A 16,473-nucleotide genomic window follows, 5' to 3' on the forward strand; every position below is an offset into this window, starting at 1 on the left:
CATGCTTCCCGTCAGGTATAGATCCATAACACCCGTGTTCGGGTATCGCCTTGATTGGCATAGCGCAGGCGCGCGTAACTCGGAACCTGGAAGACATCGCCGGGATACAGCGTGGCGCTTTCTTCGTCCTCCCCCAGCCACAGGGTCAACTGGCCTTCGAGCACATAACCCGCCTGCTCCGAACGATCGCTCATCTGCCGCTCGCCACTGCTGGCACCGGGTTCAAGCAGGCTGTCGGCCACCATGAATGCGCCTTGCAGCGTTGGCGAAGCCATGATGTCGGTGATGCCACCGGCCAGATACAGGGTGCGCCGCTCATCCGGGCGAGTGACCCAGTCAAGCGCCTTGGGTTTAGGCAGGCTATAAAAATAGGCAGTCGGCACGTCGAGTGCCTCGGCGATGGCGGTCAGATCGGCCACCGTAGGCCGCGACAAGCCGCGCTCAACCTGCGACAGAAAACCAACCGAGCGACCAATACGCTCAGCCAATTCGTTGAGGGTGACCTTCTTGTGCTTGCGCAAGTCGTGGATGAGTACGGCCAAAGCCGCCATCTCTAGATTCTGGCTCTCCATCTCAGGCCTGCCTCATACTCGATAACCAGTGCGGCATAACACGAGCACAACACAAGCGACAGCCAGCCATCAGCGCACTGAAGGTGACACGCCAGCCATCAACAGACAGATCGACATGCAAGCACATAGGAGCCATGAAATTTTAAAAAATAAATTTCATGAAAAACTATCCGGATAATTTCACAAAAGCAAGCAAGAGCTCTTAAACGGCCTTCTGCGGCACCTCTTGCGTGCATTGCAGGCTCGCGATCAAATCAGCGTCAACGGCCTGCGCCAGTACTTCCGCCAGTGCATCACCCTGCAAAAAAGCGTCCCGCGCTACAGGCGAACACCAAGCCCCTTGAACGACCCACACCGCCGCCTCCGCGGGGTGCTGCCACAGTTTCAGCTCCAGGCAATCACCATCACTTGCCGGGATAGTCTTCAGACGCGCCAGGCAACGCCCCAATTGGGCTGTACGTGCATGACGAGCACGTAACGTCATACGGTGAATGATGCACATGGCAACCTCCAGGCATGGTTTCAGTTCAGTGATATCGAATGCAAAACTGCTGGTCGCAGGGGAATCGAACCAAGGATGGTAGGCAGCAGCGCAATCGACGATACGAGCAGCACTTGCCAAATATGGCTACGCGCGCCGCCGCGAAGAGGCCGTGCGTTTGCTGAAAATCAACGTGTTCAGCCGCGCCATCTCGCTCATTGTTGCAAGCAGCGAAGCAACGATATGCCCCACAAAGAGGCTAAGCGATCAAGCGACATGCTGTTAGTCGATTACTGATCAATAATTGCCTAATTCTGCGAGACGATTTTCAAGCATCCGGCCGAACATACATCGCCAGAAAAGCCTGAAAAACCCTGTATCACTGACCACTTGCACATTTCTAGCAAATATCTGCCTAATCCTCCGTCGTCTCATGACTTGCCTGAAAAACCAAGCTAGGCTTCATCAATTTGTTGGAGGCTCCCATGCCATCGCCCCACTCCACCACCGCGCCCCTGGAAACTCCACTGGCCGAACTTAGCCATGAACTGGCGCGACTTGTGGAGCGATTCATCCCCGAAGACGGCTTTCATCTGACAGCGATTAGCGGCCTGAAACTGGCGCGTGCAACAACGCCTAGCCTGCCCATGCAGACGGTCTACGATCCTTGCCTGTGCATCATTGCTCAAGGCAGCAAGGAGGTACGCCTGGGTGACGAGCTCTACACCTACGACCCGCTCAATTATCTGGTGGCATCCGTGGTACTGCCGGTTACCGGGCGAGTCGTCGAAGCAAGCCCTGAGCGCCCATACCTGGGCTTGGCCATAGAAATCGATCCAGCCCTGATCTCCAGCTTGCTCGCCGAGATGCCGCCGTTGCCCGCGCCCGATGCCGCCGCCAAGCGCGCCCTGTTCTTTGATCGTCTCGACCCGCGCCTTCTGGATGCCGTAATCCGCCTCCTGCGCTTGTTGGAAACCCCGCGCGACATCCCCATGCTGGCTCCCTTAGCACTACGCGAGATTTTCTACCGCATGCTGCACAGCCCACAGGGGCACCGCCTGCATGAAGTGGTCATCGCCGACAGCCAGGGACAGCGGATTTCCCGCGCCATTGAATGGTTACGCAGAAATTTCGACAAACCACTGCGCATCGAAGAACTGGCCCGCGAGGTCAACCTGAGCCCGTCGACACTGCACCACCGCTTCAAGGCCGTTACGGCGTTCAGCCCACTGCAGTACCAGAAGCAATTGCGCCTGCAGGAAGCGCGGCGATTGATGCTGTCCGAAAATCTTGAGGCTTCGGCGGCTAGCTACCGCGTGGGTTACGAAAGCCCCTCACAGTTCAGTCGCGAGTACAGCCGCCTGTTCGGCGCCCCGCCACAGCGCGATATCGCACGCTTGCGCCAAACGATGCAGAGCCAGGTTGCGTCATAAGTTTCATCTGACATGGGCAAATGTCCGCGATTAACGCAGCGCCCGCCTGACCCGAGCCTGCATCTGATAGGCGGGCCCTTCCACCGCCTGGAAATCGCGGGTGTAGCGCCGTGCAAACTCGGCACTCCCCCAATCCCGATACTGCTGCACGTGCCAAAGCTCATGGGCCCAGAGCGCAGCATCATTGGCGGCAGCATTGGCATCGCGAAACACCACCACATCAACCAATGTCACGGCTTGCACATCCGGGTTCTGCAGCATGACGCTGGCGGCATCCATCTCGTCAGTAATACCGACGCGAAAGCGCACGGCATCGAACAAGGCGTCATCATAAAAAGGCGCTAGCTGCGCGCGAATCATCAGGGGAATCGGCTCGGTACCAGCTCGTAGCGTTGCCTGACGGGACTGTAGCAACCAGGCTTGCAGCCGCGTTGCCGCCATGTTCAAGCCATCCTCACGCACCCGTACTGGGTCCGGCACACAGAGGCAGGAGGCGCCCAAACACACCTGAACCTGCCCGTTTGGACACTGCTCAGCCTGCACGGCAACCGACGCAGCGAACACGAACAGCGCAGAGAACCAGCGCAGAAAGGCGGCGTTCAAGGATGCTCCGTAGCGGGAGGAGAAACCTAGAGGTTGATCGGACGCCGACCGGCCAGTGCATGGGCCAGGGTGCCGCCGTCGACCAGTTCCAGCTCGCCACCCAGCGGCATGCCATGGGCAATGCGCGAGGCGACCAGGCCCTTACCGGCGAGGATTTGCGCGATGTAGTGCGCCGTGGCTTCACCCTCCACCGTCGGATTGGTGGCCAGGATCACTTCGCTGAAAGCGCCAGCTTCGATGCGTTCCAACAACTCGGGAATACCGATGGCTTCCGGGCCGAGCCCATCGAGCGGCGACAGATGCCCCTTGAGCACGAAATAACGGCCGCGATAGCCAGTCTGCTCCACCGCATGCACATCCATCGGCCCCTCGACGACGCACAACAGGCTGTCATCGCGGCGCTCGTCCAAGCAAAGTTGGCAAAGATCGTCCTCACTCAGGCTGCGGCAGCGCTTGCAGTGGCCCACGCCTTCCATCGCCGCATTGAGCGCCTGAGCCAGGCGCTGACCACCACTACGATCGCGTTCGAGTAACTGCAGCGCCATGCGCTGCGCGGTCTTCTGCCCGACACCGGGCAGGATGCGCAGCGAATCGATCAGTTGGCGAATCAGGGGGCTGAAACTCATGGAAGTCCTGCAGAAGTTGGCGGGCAATGATCGGCTGGGCTAAAGCCCACCCTACGAACTGAACATGCGAGCAACACCAGTAAGAGTGGCGATCAGGCGGCGTACAGGGCAAGGCGCCGACGGACGAGGAACCGCAGTGTGCTGGAACACATGAGGATTCCGAGTTCGTCGGCAACGCCGCCATGTGCGTCGACTGGACGCCACGTGGCCTGTCAGAAAGGCATTTTGAAGCCGGGGGGGAGCTGCATACCTGCGGTCATGCCGGACATTTTTTCCTGGCTGTTCTGCTCGACCTTGCGCACGGCGTCATTGACGGCGGCAGCGATCAGGTCTTCGAGCACTTCCTTGTCTTCCTGCATCAGGCTGTCGTCCAGGGTGATGCGCTTGACGTCGTGGCGACCGGTCATCACCACGCTGACCAGGCCAGCGCCGGACTGGCCGGTAACTTCGGCATTGGCCAGTTCTTCCTGCATCTTCTGCATTTTTTCCTGCATCTGCTGAGCCTGCTTCATCAGGCCTGCCATGCCACCTTTCATCATCTCGGTATCCTCGGTGTTCGGGTTTAACTTGCGGTATCTAGGGGCTCGATGCTGTCGTCACGCACCTTGGCAGCAAACTGCTGAATCATCTGCTGCACCAGTGGATCGGCATGAATCGAGGCTTCGGCACTGCGCTGGCGCTCGGCACGCTTGCGCGCTGCGGCCTGTGCCGGGGTTTCCTGTTCGGGTTTGCGCAGCTCGATGCGCAGTTTAATGCTGCGCCCCTGCTGCTGGTTCAAGGCATCGTTGAGGCGGCGCTGCTGGGTCGGGTTGAACAGCGCACTGTGCGCCGGATCCAGGTGCAACAGCCAGTCTTCGCCATTGGCTTCGATCAGGGTGCAGTTGGCGGCGATGCTGCCGGTCATGCCACCCAGGCCCAGCAGCGGGAACAGCGCGAGCCATTCTGCAGCCAGGCCGGTCGCCGGGGCGACGGCAGGCAAAGGTTCGGGCTCGACCTCAGCCTCGGCTTCGCTCGGCAGATCGAAGTCATAGTCCAGCGCGCCGTTGTCTACTTCGACGTAATCGTAGTCGCCGGGTGGCGGCTCTTCGTCATCGACCGGCACTGCAATCACCTGCGGCTCCGCAGTCGTTGCAACCGGCGCAGTCACGGCTGCTGGTGCTGGTGCTGGTGCTGGTGCTGGTGCTGCAGCAACCGGTACGACCGGCGCACTGGCAACCTCGGCCATGGCAGATGTTTCGGTGATAGCCGCCGCCACTGGCGCGTTGTCCCACGGCACATCGACAGGCTCAGCAACTGCAATCGGTGCTGCAGGCTCAGGCTCAGGCTCAGGCTCAGGCTCAGGCTCAGGCTCAGGCTCAGGCTCAGGCTCAGGCTCAGCGGCGATTGTCGGGGCAACCGGCTCGATTGGCGCAAGCGCTGCAACAGGTTCGTCCGCTACCACGACCGGCTCGGGCGCAGGCGCGGTAACGACGGGCGCTGCAGGCGCAACGACAGCCGGTGCCACCACGGCGGCACCGGCCACTGGGTTGGATTGGGAATCAGCAGTGGCCTGGCTGATCCCCAAGGGCTTTAGCGTGACCTTTGGCGCGTCATCGGCTCCCGCCGGGCGAAAGGCCAACATGCGCAGCAAGACCATTTCGAAGCCACCGCGCGGATCCGGCGCCAGCGGCAGGTCGCGGCGGCCGATCAGGCCCATCTGGTAGTAGAACTGCACGTCTTCGGCCGGCAGCGCCTGTGCCAGTTGCAGAACCCGCTCGCGGTCACCCTGGCCGTTGTCCACGGCATCGGGCAGCGCCTGGGCGATGGCCACGCGGTGCAGGACGTTGAGCATTTCCGAGAGCACACCATTCCAGTCCGGCCCCTGCTCGGCCAGGTGGCGCACCGCTTCGATCAGCGCGCGCGCATCACCTTCGATCAACGCATGCAGCACGCCGTAGACCTGGCCGTGGTCCAGCGTGCCGAGCATCGCGCGCACATCGGCCGCCAGGACCTTGCCCTCACCGAAGGCGATGGCCTGGTCGGTCAGGCTCATGGCGTCGCGCATCGAACCGTCGGCGGCGCGGCCGAGCAGCCACAGAGCATCGTCCTCGAACGGCACGTTCTCGGCAGTCAGCACATGGGTCAGGTGCTCGACCACCCGCTCCGGCGGCATGTTCTTCAGCGAAAACTGCAAGCAGCGCGACAGCACGGTAACCGGCAGTTTCTGTGGATCGGTGGTGGCCAGGAGGAACTTGACGTGGGGCGGCGGCTCTTCCAGGGTTTTCAACAGGGCGTTGAAGGAACTGGTAGAGAGCATGTGCACTTCGTCGATCAGGTAGACCTTGAAGCGCCCACGGCTCGGCGAGTACTGCACGTTGTCGAGCAACTCGCGGGTGTCCTCGACCTTGGTGCGGCTGGCGGCATCCACTTCGATCAGGTCGACGAAGCGGCCCTCATCGATCTCCCGGCATACCGAGCAGGTGCCGCAAGGCGTGGAACTGATGCCGGTCTCGCAGTTCAGGCACTTGGCGATAATCCGCGCGATGGTGGTCTTGCCCACCCCGCGAGTGCCGGTAAACAGGTAGGCGTGGTGCAGACGTTGGCTATCCAGGGCGTTGATCAGGGCTTTGAGCACATGGGTCTGGCCGACCATTTCGCGGAACGAGCGCGGACGCCATTTACGTGCAAGAACCTGATAACTCATGGAAAACCGTCACATAGGGAAAGCAAAAGTGGGCTAATGCTAGCGGAGCAACCGGCAAATTGCATCCGCCAGCGGCACGCCAGGCATGGATGTGTTGCAGAGACGAAAATAACGCTGGTTATTTCTTGAACAAGCGCCTATGATCAGCGCCGTTCGTACCACGCTGCAAGTCATCAAGGCCTTCGCGCCTCCCCGCTGGTTTCACGGTTCAACGTCTAGCGCCTCTCTGCGCTGCCGCCCTCCCCGATCCCATCTGCTGACTGTTCAGGCCGACTCGCCTCAATTCATTCATGGCGCTGTCTTTCTGCCTGCCTCCGCCGTACCGACCACGTCGAAGAACCGTAACAATGGAACTTTATCGTGCTAATAAAGCTCCTATGGGTCTACTTGTTAAGGCCGCTTTTCGGCCGACCTCACGGAGCAACACCACGCGCACTGATGCGCAATTGCGTTAAAGGAAATACCAGAAAAATGACGACTCAACATCAGATCCAGAAAGCCATCAGCACCCTGACCCACGCCTTCGCGCCATTCGATTGCCGTATCCTGGCAACACGCAAGGGCAGCTTCAGTTTTACCCTGGTCGACAAGACCGGTATCGCCCAGTACAGCCAGCGCCTGTATCCGGGTCAGTACAACGACGATTCGCTGCAGCAAGTAATCGAGCGCACCCGCCAATCGCTGGTTGCCTGAACTAACTCACCATCCTGAGGTCGAAATTAGCCAATCTCAGGACGGAGTAGGTCATGGAACTCACCAACCAGCAACTCGTCGATCACCTGTTCAATCCGCTGCGCTCCAGCTTCAGTTCGCCACGGCCGGATGGCAGCATCATCCTCGCCCTGCATGACGAGAGCGACAGCACCGTCTACAGCCGCGTATTGGCCAAACCGCAGTTCGACAACCAGGATGCCTTCGCTCAGAGCCTGGAGGAAATTCGCCTGGAATTGGCCGTGCGCGCCGGCAATATCCCCGCCGACCTGCGCAAGACACTCAAGGAACAGGACAGCGTGCTGAGTTATCGCACAGCCTGATGTCCACGCAATGAAAAACGCCCGATGCCATTGGCATCGGGCGTTTTCGTTTACGGCTCAAGCAATCAGGAATTGCGCAGCGGCATGACAGGCGCCAGCGCACCCAACCTCTCGGCTTCTTCCTGATACAGCGCCTTGACCAGGCAATAGCAGATCAGCAGCAGGATCACCGAGAACGGCAGCGCCGCGGCAATGGTGGCGGCCTGCAGGCCCTGCAGACCACCGGCCAGCAGCAGCGTGCCGGCCAACGCCCCCAGGCCCAAGCCCCAGATCACCCGGTAACGCTGCGGCGGGTTCTGATTACCCATCGATAGGATGGTGCAGATCACCAACGTAGCCGAGTCAGCCGAAGTAACGAACCAGCTAACGATCATCAGCGTCGCCAGACCAGCCATAGGCAGCGTCGCCCACTCCACGCCGAGCCCCTCGATGGTTTTGTACAGCACCATGGTCAGGTCGCTGTTGGCGACGCTGGACAGATCCACGCCATTGAGCTGCAGATGTACACCCGTGCCACCCATAATCACGATCCACAGGAAGGCACCAAGGGTCGAAGACAGCATGCCCCCCAACACCACCTGGCGCACCGTGCGACCGCGCGAGATGCGCGCGATGAACATACCGACGAACGGGCCCCAGGACAGCCACCAGCCCCAATAGAAGATCGTCCACCAGCCTTGCCACTGACGCTCGGGATCCGGGTCGGTCCACAGCCCCATCGGCACGAAGTGCGCCAGATAGTCACCGATGCTCGACGCGTACAGCCCCAGCAGGAACACGGTTGGCCCAGCCAGCAGCAGGAACAGGAAGAGAATGCTGCTCAGGCGAATGTTCCATTCGCTGAGCCAGAGAATGCCACGGCGCACCCCGGAAACCGCCGACAGCGTGGCAACCACCGAAGTCCCAGCGATCAGCAGCAACTGGTTGGTGGTGGAAATCTCCCAGCCGAACATATAGTTCAGCCCCGCATTCATCTGCGACACGCCAAGGCCCATGGTGGTCGCGGTGCCGAACAAGGTGCTGAAGATCGCCAGCAAATCCACGGCATGGCCTATCGGGCCATGAATACGCTCACCCAGCAGCGGATAAAGCGCAGAACGGATAGTCAGTGGCAGATTGCGACGGTAGGCGAAATAGGCCAGCACCAGCCCAACCAGAATGTAGATACTCCAACCATGCAACCCCCAATGAAACAGCGTGATGCGCAGGGCGATCTGCCCGGCCTCGGGCGTGTCGGCCTTGACCCCGGCCATTTCCATGAAGGGGTTGCCCTGCATGTGCATCAATGGTTCGGCAATACTCCAGAACAGCAGGCCGGTGCCGACCGCCGCGCTGAACAGCATAGCGAACCAGGAGAAGTTGCTGAACTCGGGACGCTCATGATCGGCGCCGAGGCGCAGGTCACCGAAACGGCTGAGCCCCACCCAGAAGGTGAAGAACAGCACCAGGCTCACCACCGCCACGTAGTACCAGCCAAGTGAGCGCTCAATCCAGGCCTTGATACCGGTGTAGATGCCGTTGGCCAGCTCGGCATTGCTCAGGGTGAATAGCAGGAAGAGCAGAACCATCGCGATCGAGGCTATCGCCATCGTCGGATTGACTCCGGCGAACCAGCGTTCGCGGTTGAGGAAGGGATGTGCGCGCACAGGCGTCTCCTTATTTTTGTTGTAAACCAGAGCAGCGTGACAGTGACAAGCCGCCAGGCATCAGAACGTCCGCACACCACGCAGATGTCCTGAGACCCTGCACAGGAAACGCCTCACGTCCAAAAGCCTATGCCGAATTCAAGCAAACAATCACGCTGCGTATTACGGTATACCATCAACCAAGATTGATTATCAACGCCACATCACACCACCCAGGTACTCACGCCAGAGCGCCTATAACGCGATACTTGCGCATTCCGTATTATGGTATACCATAAGGCAGCAAACCGCCTTTACCCCTGCTCGGAGTGATTGCCCCATGAGTTTCGAAATTCGCAAAATCGTCACCTATACCGAAGAAACCCGCATCGAGGGCGGCAAAGCCACTGACAAGCCGGTGACCATGGTGGGGCTGGCCGTCGTGATCAAGAACCCCTGGCTAGGCCGCGGCTTCGTCGAAGACCTCAAGCCGGAAATCAAGGCCAACTGCTCGGACCTCGGCGCCATGATGGTCGAGCGCTTGACGGCCGCCATCGGCGGTGCTGAGAAGATCGAAGCCTATGGCAAGGCCGCCGTGATTGGTGCAGATGGTGAGATCGAGCATGCCTCGGCGGTGATTCACACCCTGCGCTTTGGCAACCACTACCGCCAAGCCGTCAACGCCAAGAGCTACCTGAGCTTCACCAATAAGCGCGGCGGCCCCGGCACCTCGATCCAGATTCCGATGATGCATAAGGACGACGAAGGCCTGCGCTCGCACTACATCACCCTGGAAATGCAGATCGAAGACGCCCCGCGCGCGGACGAAATCATCGTCGTGCTCGGCGCCGCCGACGGCGGCCGCCTGCACCCGCGCATCGGCAACCGCTACATCGACCTGGAAGAACTGGCTGCCGAAAAAGCCAGCTCCCAGTAACCCGCGAACGTGCAGGAGCACTCCATGATTCGGCTCACAGCTGAGCGTACTCCGAAGGGCACCAGCTACCTGACCACCGGTCAGGGTCAGCCCGTGGTGCTGATCCATGGTGTCGGCCTGAACAAGGAAATGTGGGGCGGCCAGATCGTCGGTCTGGCCCCGCACTTTCAGGTCATCGCTTACGACATGCTGGGTCATGGCGACAGCCCACGTCCGGCGCCCGGCACCACTCTAGAAGGCTATGCAGCGCAACTGCGTGACCTGCTCGACCATCTCGGCCTGGCACGCGCCAGCGTCATCGGTTTCTCCATGGGCGGCCTGGTCGCGCGGGCCTTCGCCCTGCACCACCCGGAGCGGCTCGACAGCCTGGTGATTCTCAACAGCGTGTTCAACCGTAGCGCCGAACAGCGCGCCGGGGTGATCGAGCGTACGCGCCAGGCCGCCGAGCATGGCCCGGATGCCAATGCCGAGGCGGCGCTGTCGCGCTGGTTCAGCCGCGAGTACCAAGCGGCCAACCCGGCGCAGATGGCGGCGATTCGGCAGACCCTGGCGAGCAATGACCCGCAGGGTTACCTCACCACCTATGAGCTGTTCGCCACCCAAGACATGTATCGTGTCGACGATCTGGGCAGCATCCAGGCACCTACACTGGTCGCCACTGGTGAGCTGGACCCCGGCTCCACACCGGACATGGCTCGCCAATTGGCCGCACGTATTCCGGGCGCCCAGGTGGCCATACTCGATGAGCAGCGGCACATGATGCCCGTGGAGTCGCCGCGCTTGGTCAACCAGACGCTGCTGGGCTTCCTGCAGCAAGTGCAGAGTTTTCAGAATCAGAACAAGGGGATCGTTGCATGACGCTCGCACGCTTCCAAATGTGCATCGACGGCCAGTGGCTCGATGCGCTCTCCGGCAAGACTTTCCAGAGCCTCAACCCAGCGCTGGCCGAGCCCTGGGCCGAACTGCCCGATGCCGATGAACGTGACGTCGACCGCGCCGTGCAGGCTGCACAGGCCGCCTTCGACAACCCGGCCTGGCGCGCGCTCAGTGCCACCGCGCGCGGCAAGCTGCTACGCCGCCTGGGCGACCTGATCGCCGAGAACAAGGAACAACTGGCGCAACTGGAAAGCCGCGACAACGGCAAGCTGATCCGCGAAACCCGCGGCCAGGTCGGCTACCTGCCGGAGTTTTTCTATTACACCGCTGGTCTGGCTGACAAACTCGAAGGCGGCACCCTGCCACTGGATAAGCCGGATATGTTCGCCTACACCACTCACGAGCCGCTCGGTGTGGTGGCTGGCATCATCCCGTGGAACAGCCCGCTGTACCTGACGGCAATCAAACTGGCTCCGGCCCTGGCCGCCGGCAACACCATCGTGCTCAAGCCGTCCGAACACGCCTCAGCAACCATCCTTGAACTGGCCCGCCTGGCCCTCGAAGCCGGTTTCCCGGCTGGCGTGGTCAACGTGGTCACCGGCTATGGCCCAAGCACCGGCGCGGCGCTGACCCGCCATCCGCTGGTGCGCAAGATCGCCTTCACCGGCGGTACTGCCACCGCGCGTCATGTGGTGCGCAGCAGCGCGGAGAACTTCGCCAAGCTGTCGCTGGAACTGGGCGGCAAGTCGCCCAACATCATCTTCGCCGACGCGGATCTGGACAGCGCCATCAACGGCGCCGTGGCCGGCATCTATGCCGCTTCCGGGCAAAGCTGCGTGGCCGGTTCGCGCCTGCTGGTGCAGGACGATATCTACGACGAATTCGTCGAACGCCTGATCGAACGCGCCCAGCGCATCCGCATCGGCAACCCACAGGATGACGCCAGCGAAATGGGCCCCATGGCCACGGCGCAACAACTGGCCGTGGTCGAAGGCTTGGTGGCAGATGCTATCGCCGAAGGCGCGCGCCTGCGCATAGGTGGCAAGCGTCCCGCCATCGACGGCAACGGCTGGTACTACGAGCCGACCCTGTTCGAGTGCGACCGCCACTCGCTGAAGATCATGCAGGAAGAGGTCTTCGGCCCGGTGGCCTCGGTGATCCGCTTCAAGGACGAAGCCGAAGCGCTGGCCATGGCCAACGACTCGCAATTCGGCCTGGCTGCAGGCATCTGGACACGCGACCTGGGCCGTGCCCATCGCCTGGCCAAAGGCATTCGCTCCGGCATCATCTGGGTCAACACCTACCGCGCGGTATCGGCCATGGCGCCGATCGGCGGCTTCAACAACAGCGGCTACGGCCGCGAGAGCGGCATCGACTCAGTGCTGGCCTATACCGAACTGAAAACGGTGTGGATCAACCTCTCACAGGCGCCCATGCCTGATCCCTTCGTGATGCGCTAGGAGACTCCAAAGATGATCGAACCCGGCATCTATAAAGAAGTGATGGGCTCCTTCCCGTCCGGTGTCACCGTGGTGACCACCCTGGACAGCGAAGGCGGCATCGTCGGCATCACCGCCAGCGCCTTCAGCGCGCTGTCCATTGACCCGGCGCTGGTGCTGTTCTGCCCCAACTACGCCTCCGACACCTACCCGATCCTGCGTGACAGCAAGCGCTTCGCCATCCACCTGCTGGGCGCCGACCAGCAGGCCGAGGCCTACGCCTTCGCCGGTAAGGGCAAGGACAAGGCCAAAGGCATCGAATGGCACCTGAGCGAACTGGGTAACCCGCTGCTGAGCAAGGCCACCGCCATCATCGAATGCGAACTGTGGCGTGAATACGACGGTGGCGACCACGCCATCATCGTCGGCGCGGTGAAGAACCTGATCCTGCCCGAACAGGAAGTCACGCCCATGCTCTACCACCGCGGCAAGCTCGGCGCCCTGCCCCGGCTAACCTGATTATTCTTGGCCGCGCTATTACCCCCTCGGTCGCGGCTCTTTTTATTCCGAACGCGACGCCCTCCAGGCGTCGCGGCAGGCCCGCCCCGCTAGCAGCCGAGCGCGGTAGGCCTTCTGTCCCCATCAGCTCTGGCTCCCAAGGAGCCAGTTTGCAACGGAGCCATCATGACCTCTCTGTTTCGCCAGCAGGCTTTCATCGACGGACACTGGCTCGACGCCCATGACGGCTCGACCACGGCCATCTTCAACCCGGCCAGCGGCCAGCAAATCGGCAGCGTGCCGCACATGGGTGCGATGGAAACGCAGCAGGCCATTGCCGCCGCCAACCGTGCCTGGCCGACCTGGCGAGCACTGACCGCCAAGGAACGCAGCCACCTGCTCAAGCGCTGGCACGCGCTGATCATCGAGCACAGCGATGCCCTGGCAGAGATTCTCACCCTGGAACAGGGCAAGCCACTGGCCGAGGCCAAGGGCGAAATCCTCTATGCCGCCAGCTTCATCGAATGGTTCGCCGAGGAAGCCAAGCGTATCTACGGCGACACCATCCCCAGCCACAAGGGCGATGCGCGCATCGTCGTGAGCAAGGAGCCGATTGGCGTGGTCGCGGCGATCACGCCGTGGAACTTCCCGGCGGCGATGATCACCCGCAAGGTCGGCCCGGCATTGGCCGCTGGCTGCACCTGCATCGTCAAACCGGCTCCGGAAACTCCCTTCAGCGCCCTAGCCCTGGCGGCCCTGGCGGAACAGGCCGGGATTCCCGCCGGCGTGCTCAACGTGGTCACCGGCGATGCCGTAGCCATCGGCGGCGAGCTGACCAGCAGCCCGCAGGTGCGCAAGCTCTCCTTCACCGGCTCGACACCCATCGGCAAACTGCTGATGGCACAATCGGCCAACACGCTGAAAAAGGTGTCGCTGGAGCTGGGCGGCAACGCGCCCTTTATCGTCTTCGACGATGCCGACCTGGAAAAGGCCGTGGACGGCGCGCTGATCGCCAAGTACCGCAACAACGGCCAGACCTGCGTGTGCGTCAATCGCTTCCTGGTGCAGGCCGGCATCCACGATGCCTTCGTCGCGCGCTTGGCAGAGCGGGTCGCTGAACTCGGCGTTGGCGACGGCTTCAGCGAGGGCGTCAAACTCGGTCCGTTGATCAACGAACGCGCCGTGCAGAAGGTCGAGGATCACGTGCTCGACGCGCTAAGCAAAGGCGCACGCCTGGTGCTGGGTGGCGAACGCCATCCGCTGGGCCACGGTTTCTTCCAGCCCACTGTGCTGGCCGAGGTGACCGAGCAGATGAAGGTCGCCCGCGACGAAACCTTCGGCCCGCTGGCAGCGATCTTCCGCTTCAGCGATGAAGCGCAAGCGATGCGTATGGCCAATGACACCGAATATGGCCTGGCCGCCTACTGCTACACCCGCGACCTGGGCCGCGCCTGGCGTATGAGCGAGGCGCTGGAATATGGCATGGTCGGCATCAACGAAGGGCTGATCTCCACTGAGGTCGCCCCCTTCGGTGGCGTCAAGTCGTCCGGCCTGGGCCGCGAAGGCTCGAAGTACGGTATCGACGATTATCTGGAGATCAAGTACACCCTGATGGGTGGCCTGTAGCAGGCCGTCGAAAAACTACCTGCGTTGGCAATACTGCGTTAAAAACGGCCTCGCGTGCGAGCCCAGGCTAGGCGCCCCCGTCAAAAATGCTCATTTACAACAGGTAAAGTCGAACGCGACTCCGAGCGTTTTTCGGCCGTTTTTGCGGGGCCGCCATCGGTATTGTCCTACCTGCCTCGCCTACGTTTTTCTACGATCTGTAAACCACAGAAGGATGAGCAAATGAGCAACGAAAAGTACGAAAAAGGCCTAGCCATTCGCACTCAGGTGCTGGGCGAGGCCTACGTCAACAAATCCATCGAGAACGCCGACGACTTCAACCGCCCACTGCAGGAACTGGTCACCGAGTACTGCTGGGGGCATGTCTGGGGCCGCGAGGGTTTATCGCTGACAGAGCGCAGCATGATAAACTTGGCCATGATTTCGGCCCTCAACCGACCGCATGAACTGAAGCTGCACATTCGCGGCGCCCTGCGTAACGGCCTGAGCCGTGAGCAGATCCGCGAGATTCTGCTGCAGGTTGGCATTTATTGCGGCGTACCGGCAGCGGTAGACAGCTTCCGCATCGCTCGGGAAGCCTTCGCAGAAGCAGACGCGGAGCAGGGCCAGTAAGACTGATGAAGGAGCGCCCACGGGCGCTCCTTCGTTGTTTTTCTACGAATAGCCTCACAAGAGCGGACCCCATGAAACGCCTGCCACTCGACGACAGCTTCAAGGTCAATCGCAACCCGGTCACCCTGCGCGAAATCGTGCTGGACAAGTTGCGCAGCGCCATCATGAACTTCCAGCTCCTGCCGGGTGATCGCCTGGTCGAGCGCGATCTCTGCGATCGCCTCGGGGTTAGCCGCACCTCGGTACGCGAGGCGTTGCGCCATCTGGAATCCGAGGGTCTGGTGGAGTTCGCCGGCGCCAAAGGGCCGCGCGTGGCCATCATCACCCTGGAAGACGCCCGCGATATCTACGAGCTGCGCTGCGTACTGGAAGGCCTGATCGTCCAACTGTTCACCCTCAACGCCAAGCCCAAGGACATTCGCGCCCTGGAAAAGGCCTTGGAGGAGAATCGCAAGACGCTGGAGAGCGGCGACCTGCAGGCCGTACTGGAATCGGTTCAAGGCTTCTACGAGGTACTGTTCGAAGGCTCCGGCAACCAGATCGCCGCCACTCAACTGCGTCAGTTGCAGGCGCGTATCAGCTACCTGCGCGCCACCTCGGTGTCACAAACCAACCGTCGCGGCACCAGCAACCAGGAAATGGAGCGCATCGTCGAGGCGATCAAGAGCGGCGATCCGCTGGTCGCACACCAGGCCTCGGTGGATCACGTGCGGGCCGCGGCCAAGGTGGCGCTGGATTACCTCAAGTCCAAGCAGGACGAAACCGGGGAGATACGCGACTTCGTCACCCCTATCGCCCAGCAAGAGCCGCGCATCGGACGCTGACGCCATGCCCGCCCCGCGCTTCTGCCCGCAGTGCGGCTCGGGCGATCTCAGCCGCCGGCAGCCCGATGGCGACACCCATGAGCGCCTGATATGCGGCGCCTGCAGCTATATCCACTACGAGAACCCAAAGGTCATCGCCGGCTGCATCATCGAGCGCGAGGGCCGCTACCTGCTTTGTCAGCGTGCTATCGCGCCACGTGTCGGCACATGGACGCTGCCGGCCGGCTTCATGGAAAACGGCGAGACCACCGAACAGGCCGCCCTGCGCGAAGTCTGGGAAGAAACCGGTGTACGCGCCGAAATCCTCTCGCCCTACTCCATCTTCAGCGTGCCGCGTATCAGCGAGGTGTACATCATCTTCCGCGCCTGCGCGCTGGAGATCACCGGCCAGCATGGCCCGGAAACCCTCGCCTATCGCTTTTTCGCCCCCGAGGAAATTCCCTGGGGCGAGATCTATTACCCAGCCATCCGGCAGATTCTCGAACGCTATATCGAGGAACGCCAGGCCGGTGTGTACGGCATCTACATGGGCAACGACGACACCGGCAAAGTGCATTTCATGCGCTGAACGTCGTCCGTAGCCCGGATGCAGTCCGGGCTAGAT

At 61.5% G+C, this 16,473-nt stretch carries 18 protein-coding genes; 11 read left to right on the forward strand and 7 right to left on the reverse strand.

Annotation, left to right across the window (positions count from 1 at the left end):
- Window positions 1-11 precede the first annotated feature (11 nt).
- Both AERO9A_RS11230 and AERO9A_RS11235 read right to left on the reverse strand, forming a co-directional pair.
- The gene (locus tag AERO9A_RS11230; RefSeq protein ID WP_159972036.1) at window positions 12-572 is read right to left on the reverse strand and encodes a helix-turn-helix domain-containing protein; all 561 of its coding nucleotides are present in this window, start codon (window positions 570-572) and stop codon (window positions 12-14) included.
- A 202-nt stretch (window positions 573-774) separates the two neighbouring features.
- Entirely contained in the window at window positions 775-1,074 is a 300-nt protein-coding gene (locus AERO9A_RS11235; protein WP_159972037.1) for an antibiotic biosynthesis monooxygenase, read from the reverse strand.
- A gap of 464 nt (window positions 1,075-1,538) precedes the next feature.
- Here AERO9A_RS11235 and AERO9A_RS11240 point away from each other — a divergent pair, with 464 nt between their 5' ends.
- The gene (locus AERO9A_RS11240) at window positions 1,539-2,486 is read left to right on the forward strand and encodes an AraC family transcriptional regulator (RefSeq protein ID WP_159972038.1); all 948 of its coding nucleotides are present in this window, start codon (window positions 1,539-1,541) and stop codon (window positions 2,484-2,486) included.
- A gap of 30 nt (window positions 2,487-2,516) precedes the next feature.
- Here the strand turns inward: AERO9A_RS11240 and AERO9A_RS11245 are convergent, their stop codons facing one another.
- The 4 genes from AERO9A_RS11245 to dnaX all read right to left on the reverse strand — a co-directional run bounded on the left by AERO9A_RS11245 (window position 2,517) and on the right by dnaX (window position 6,398).
- A complete protein-coding gene (locus tag AERO9A_RS11245) occupies window positions 2,517-3,074 on the reverse strand; it encodes a DUF4157 domain-containing protein (protein WP_306109803.1) in 558 nt (185 codons plus the stop codon).
- A 41-nt stretch (window positions 3,075-3,115) separates the two neighbouring features.
- Entirely contained in the window at window positions 3,116-3,715 is a 600-nt protein-coding gene (gene recR, locus AERO9A_RS11250) for a recombination mediator RecR (protein ID WP_159972039.1), read from the reverse strand.
- A 212-nt stretch (window positions 3,716-3,927) separates the two neighbouring features.
- Complete coding sequence (locus tag AERO9A_RS11255) at window positions 3,928-4,254, reverse strand: YbaB/EbfC family nucleoid-associated protein (RefSeq protein ID WP_003460931.1); 327 nt, start codon at window positions 4,252-4,254, stop codon at window positions 3,928-3,930.
- Between the two features lie 23 nt (window positions 4,255-4,277).
- A complete protein-coding gene (dnaX, locus tag AERO9A_RS11260) occupies window positions 4,278-6,398 on the reverse strand; it encodes a DNA polymerase III subunit gamma/tau (RefSeq protein WP_159972040.1) in 2,121 nt (706 codons plus the stop codon).
- A gap of 471 nt (window positions 6,399-6,869) precedes the next feature.
- Here dnaX and AERO9A_RS11265 point away from each other — a divergent pair, with 471 nt between their 5' ends.
- Together AERO9A_RS11265 and AERO9A_RS11270 are read left to right on the forward strand one after the other, a co-directional pair.
- Window positions 6,870-7,091, forward strand: a complete 222-nt coding sequence (locus tag AERO9A_RS11265) for a hypothetical protein (RefSeq protein WP_159972041.1) — start codon at window positions 6,870-6,872, stop codon at window positions 7,089-7,091.
- Window positions 7,092-7,144: 53 nt separating this feature from the next.
- Window positions 7,145-7,432 (forward strand): DUF3509 domain-containing protein, encoded by a 288-nt coding sequence (locus tag AERO9A_RS11270; protein ID WP_159972042.1) that lies wholly within the window; start codon window positions 7,145-7,147, stop codon window positions 7,430-7,432.
- Between the two features lie 65 nt (window positions 7,433-7,497).
- Here AERO9A_RS11270 and AERO9A_RS11275 read toward each other — a convergent pair whose 3' ends face one another.
- Window positions 7,498-9,078, reverse strand: a complete 1,581-nt coding sequence (locus AERO9A_RS11275) for a BCCT family transporter (RefSeq protein ID WP_256665932.1) — start codon at window positions 9,076-9,078, stop codon at window positions 7,498-7,500.
- Between the two features lie 319 nt (window positions 9,079-9,397).
- Here AERO9A_RS11275 and AERO9A_RS11280 point away from each other — a divergent pair, with 319 nt between their 5' ends.
- From AERO9A_RS11280 to AERO9A_RS11315, 8 genes are all read left to right on the forward strand, one after another.
- Window positions 9,398-9,994 carry an amino acid synthesis family protein gene (locus AERO9A_RS11280; RefSeq protein WP_159972043.1) on the forward strand — a complete coding sequence of 199 codons (597 nt, stop codon included), beginning with the start codon at window positions 9,398-9,400 and terminating at the stop codon, window positions 9,992-9,994.
- A gap of 24 nt (window positions 9,995-10,018) precedes the next feature.
- A complete protein-coding gene (locus AERO9A_RS11285) occupies window positions 10,019-10,852 on the forward strand; it encodes an alpha/beta fold hydrolase (RefSeq protein WP_159972044.1) in 834 nt (277 codons plus the stop codon).
- Window positions 10,849-12,330 carry an aldehyde dehydrogenase gene (locus tag AERO9A_RS11290; RefSeq protein ID WP_159972045.1) on the forward strand — a complete coding sequence of 494 codons (1,482 nt, stop codon included), beginning with the start codon at window positions 10,849-10,851 and terminating at the stop codon, window positions 12,328-12,330. Before AERO9A_RS11285 ends, AERO9A_RS11290 begins: the two co-directional genes overlap by 4 nt.
- A 12-nt stretch (window positions 12,331-12,342) precedes the next feature.
- On the forward strand, window positions 12,343-12,828 hold the full coding sequence (locus AERO9A_RS11295; RefSeq protein WP_159972046.1) for a flavin reductase family protein: 486 nt from the start codon (window positions 12,343-12,345) through the stop codon (window positions 12,826-12,828).
- A 165-nt stretch (window positions 12,829-12,993) separates the two neighbouring features.
- Window positions 12,994-14,433 (forward strand): NAD-dependent succinate-semialdehyde dehydrogenase, encoded by a 1,440-nt coding sequence (locus tag AERO9A_RS11300; protein WP_159972047.1) that lies wholly within the window; start codon window positions 12,994-12,996, stop codon window positions 14,431-14,433.
- 222 nt (window positions 14,434-14,655) lie between these two features.
- On the forward strand, window positions 14,656-15,045 hold the full coding sequence (locus AERO9A_RS11305; RefSeq protein ID WP_159972048.1) for a carboxymuconolactone decarboxylase family protein: 390 nt from the start codon (window positions 14,656-14,658) through the stop codon (window positions 15,043-15,045).
- A 71-nt stretch (window positions 15,046-15,116) separates the two neighbouring features.
- Window positions 15,117-15,869 (forward strand): GntR family transcriptional regulator, encoded by a 753-nt coding sequence (locus AERO9A_RS11310; protein WP_159972049.1) that lies wholly within the window; start codon window positions 15,117-15,119, stop codon window positions 15,867-15,869.
- Window positions 15,870-15,873: 4 nt separating this feature from the next.
- On the forward strand, window positions 15,874-16,437 hold the full coding sequence (locus AERO9A_RS11315; RefSeq protein WP_159972050.1) for an NUDIX hydrolase: 564 nt from the start codon (window positions 15,874-15,876) through the stop codon (window positions 16,435-16,437).
- The last annotated feature ends 36 nt before the right edge of the window (window positions 16,438-16,473 follow it).

This window comes from Pseudomonas sp. 8Z (assembly GCF_902506535.1).
GTDB lineage: Bacteria > Pseudomonadota > Gammaproteobacteria > Pseudomonadales > Pseudomonadaceae > Aquipseudomonas.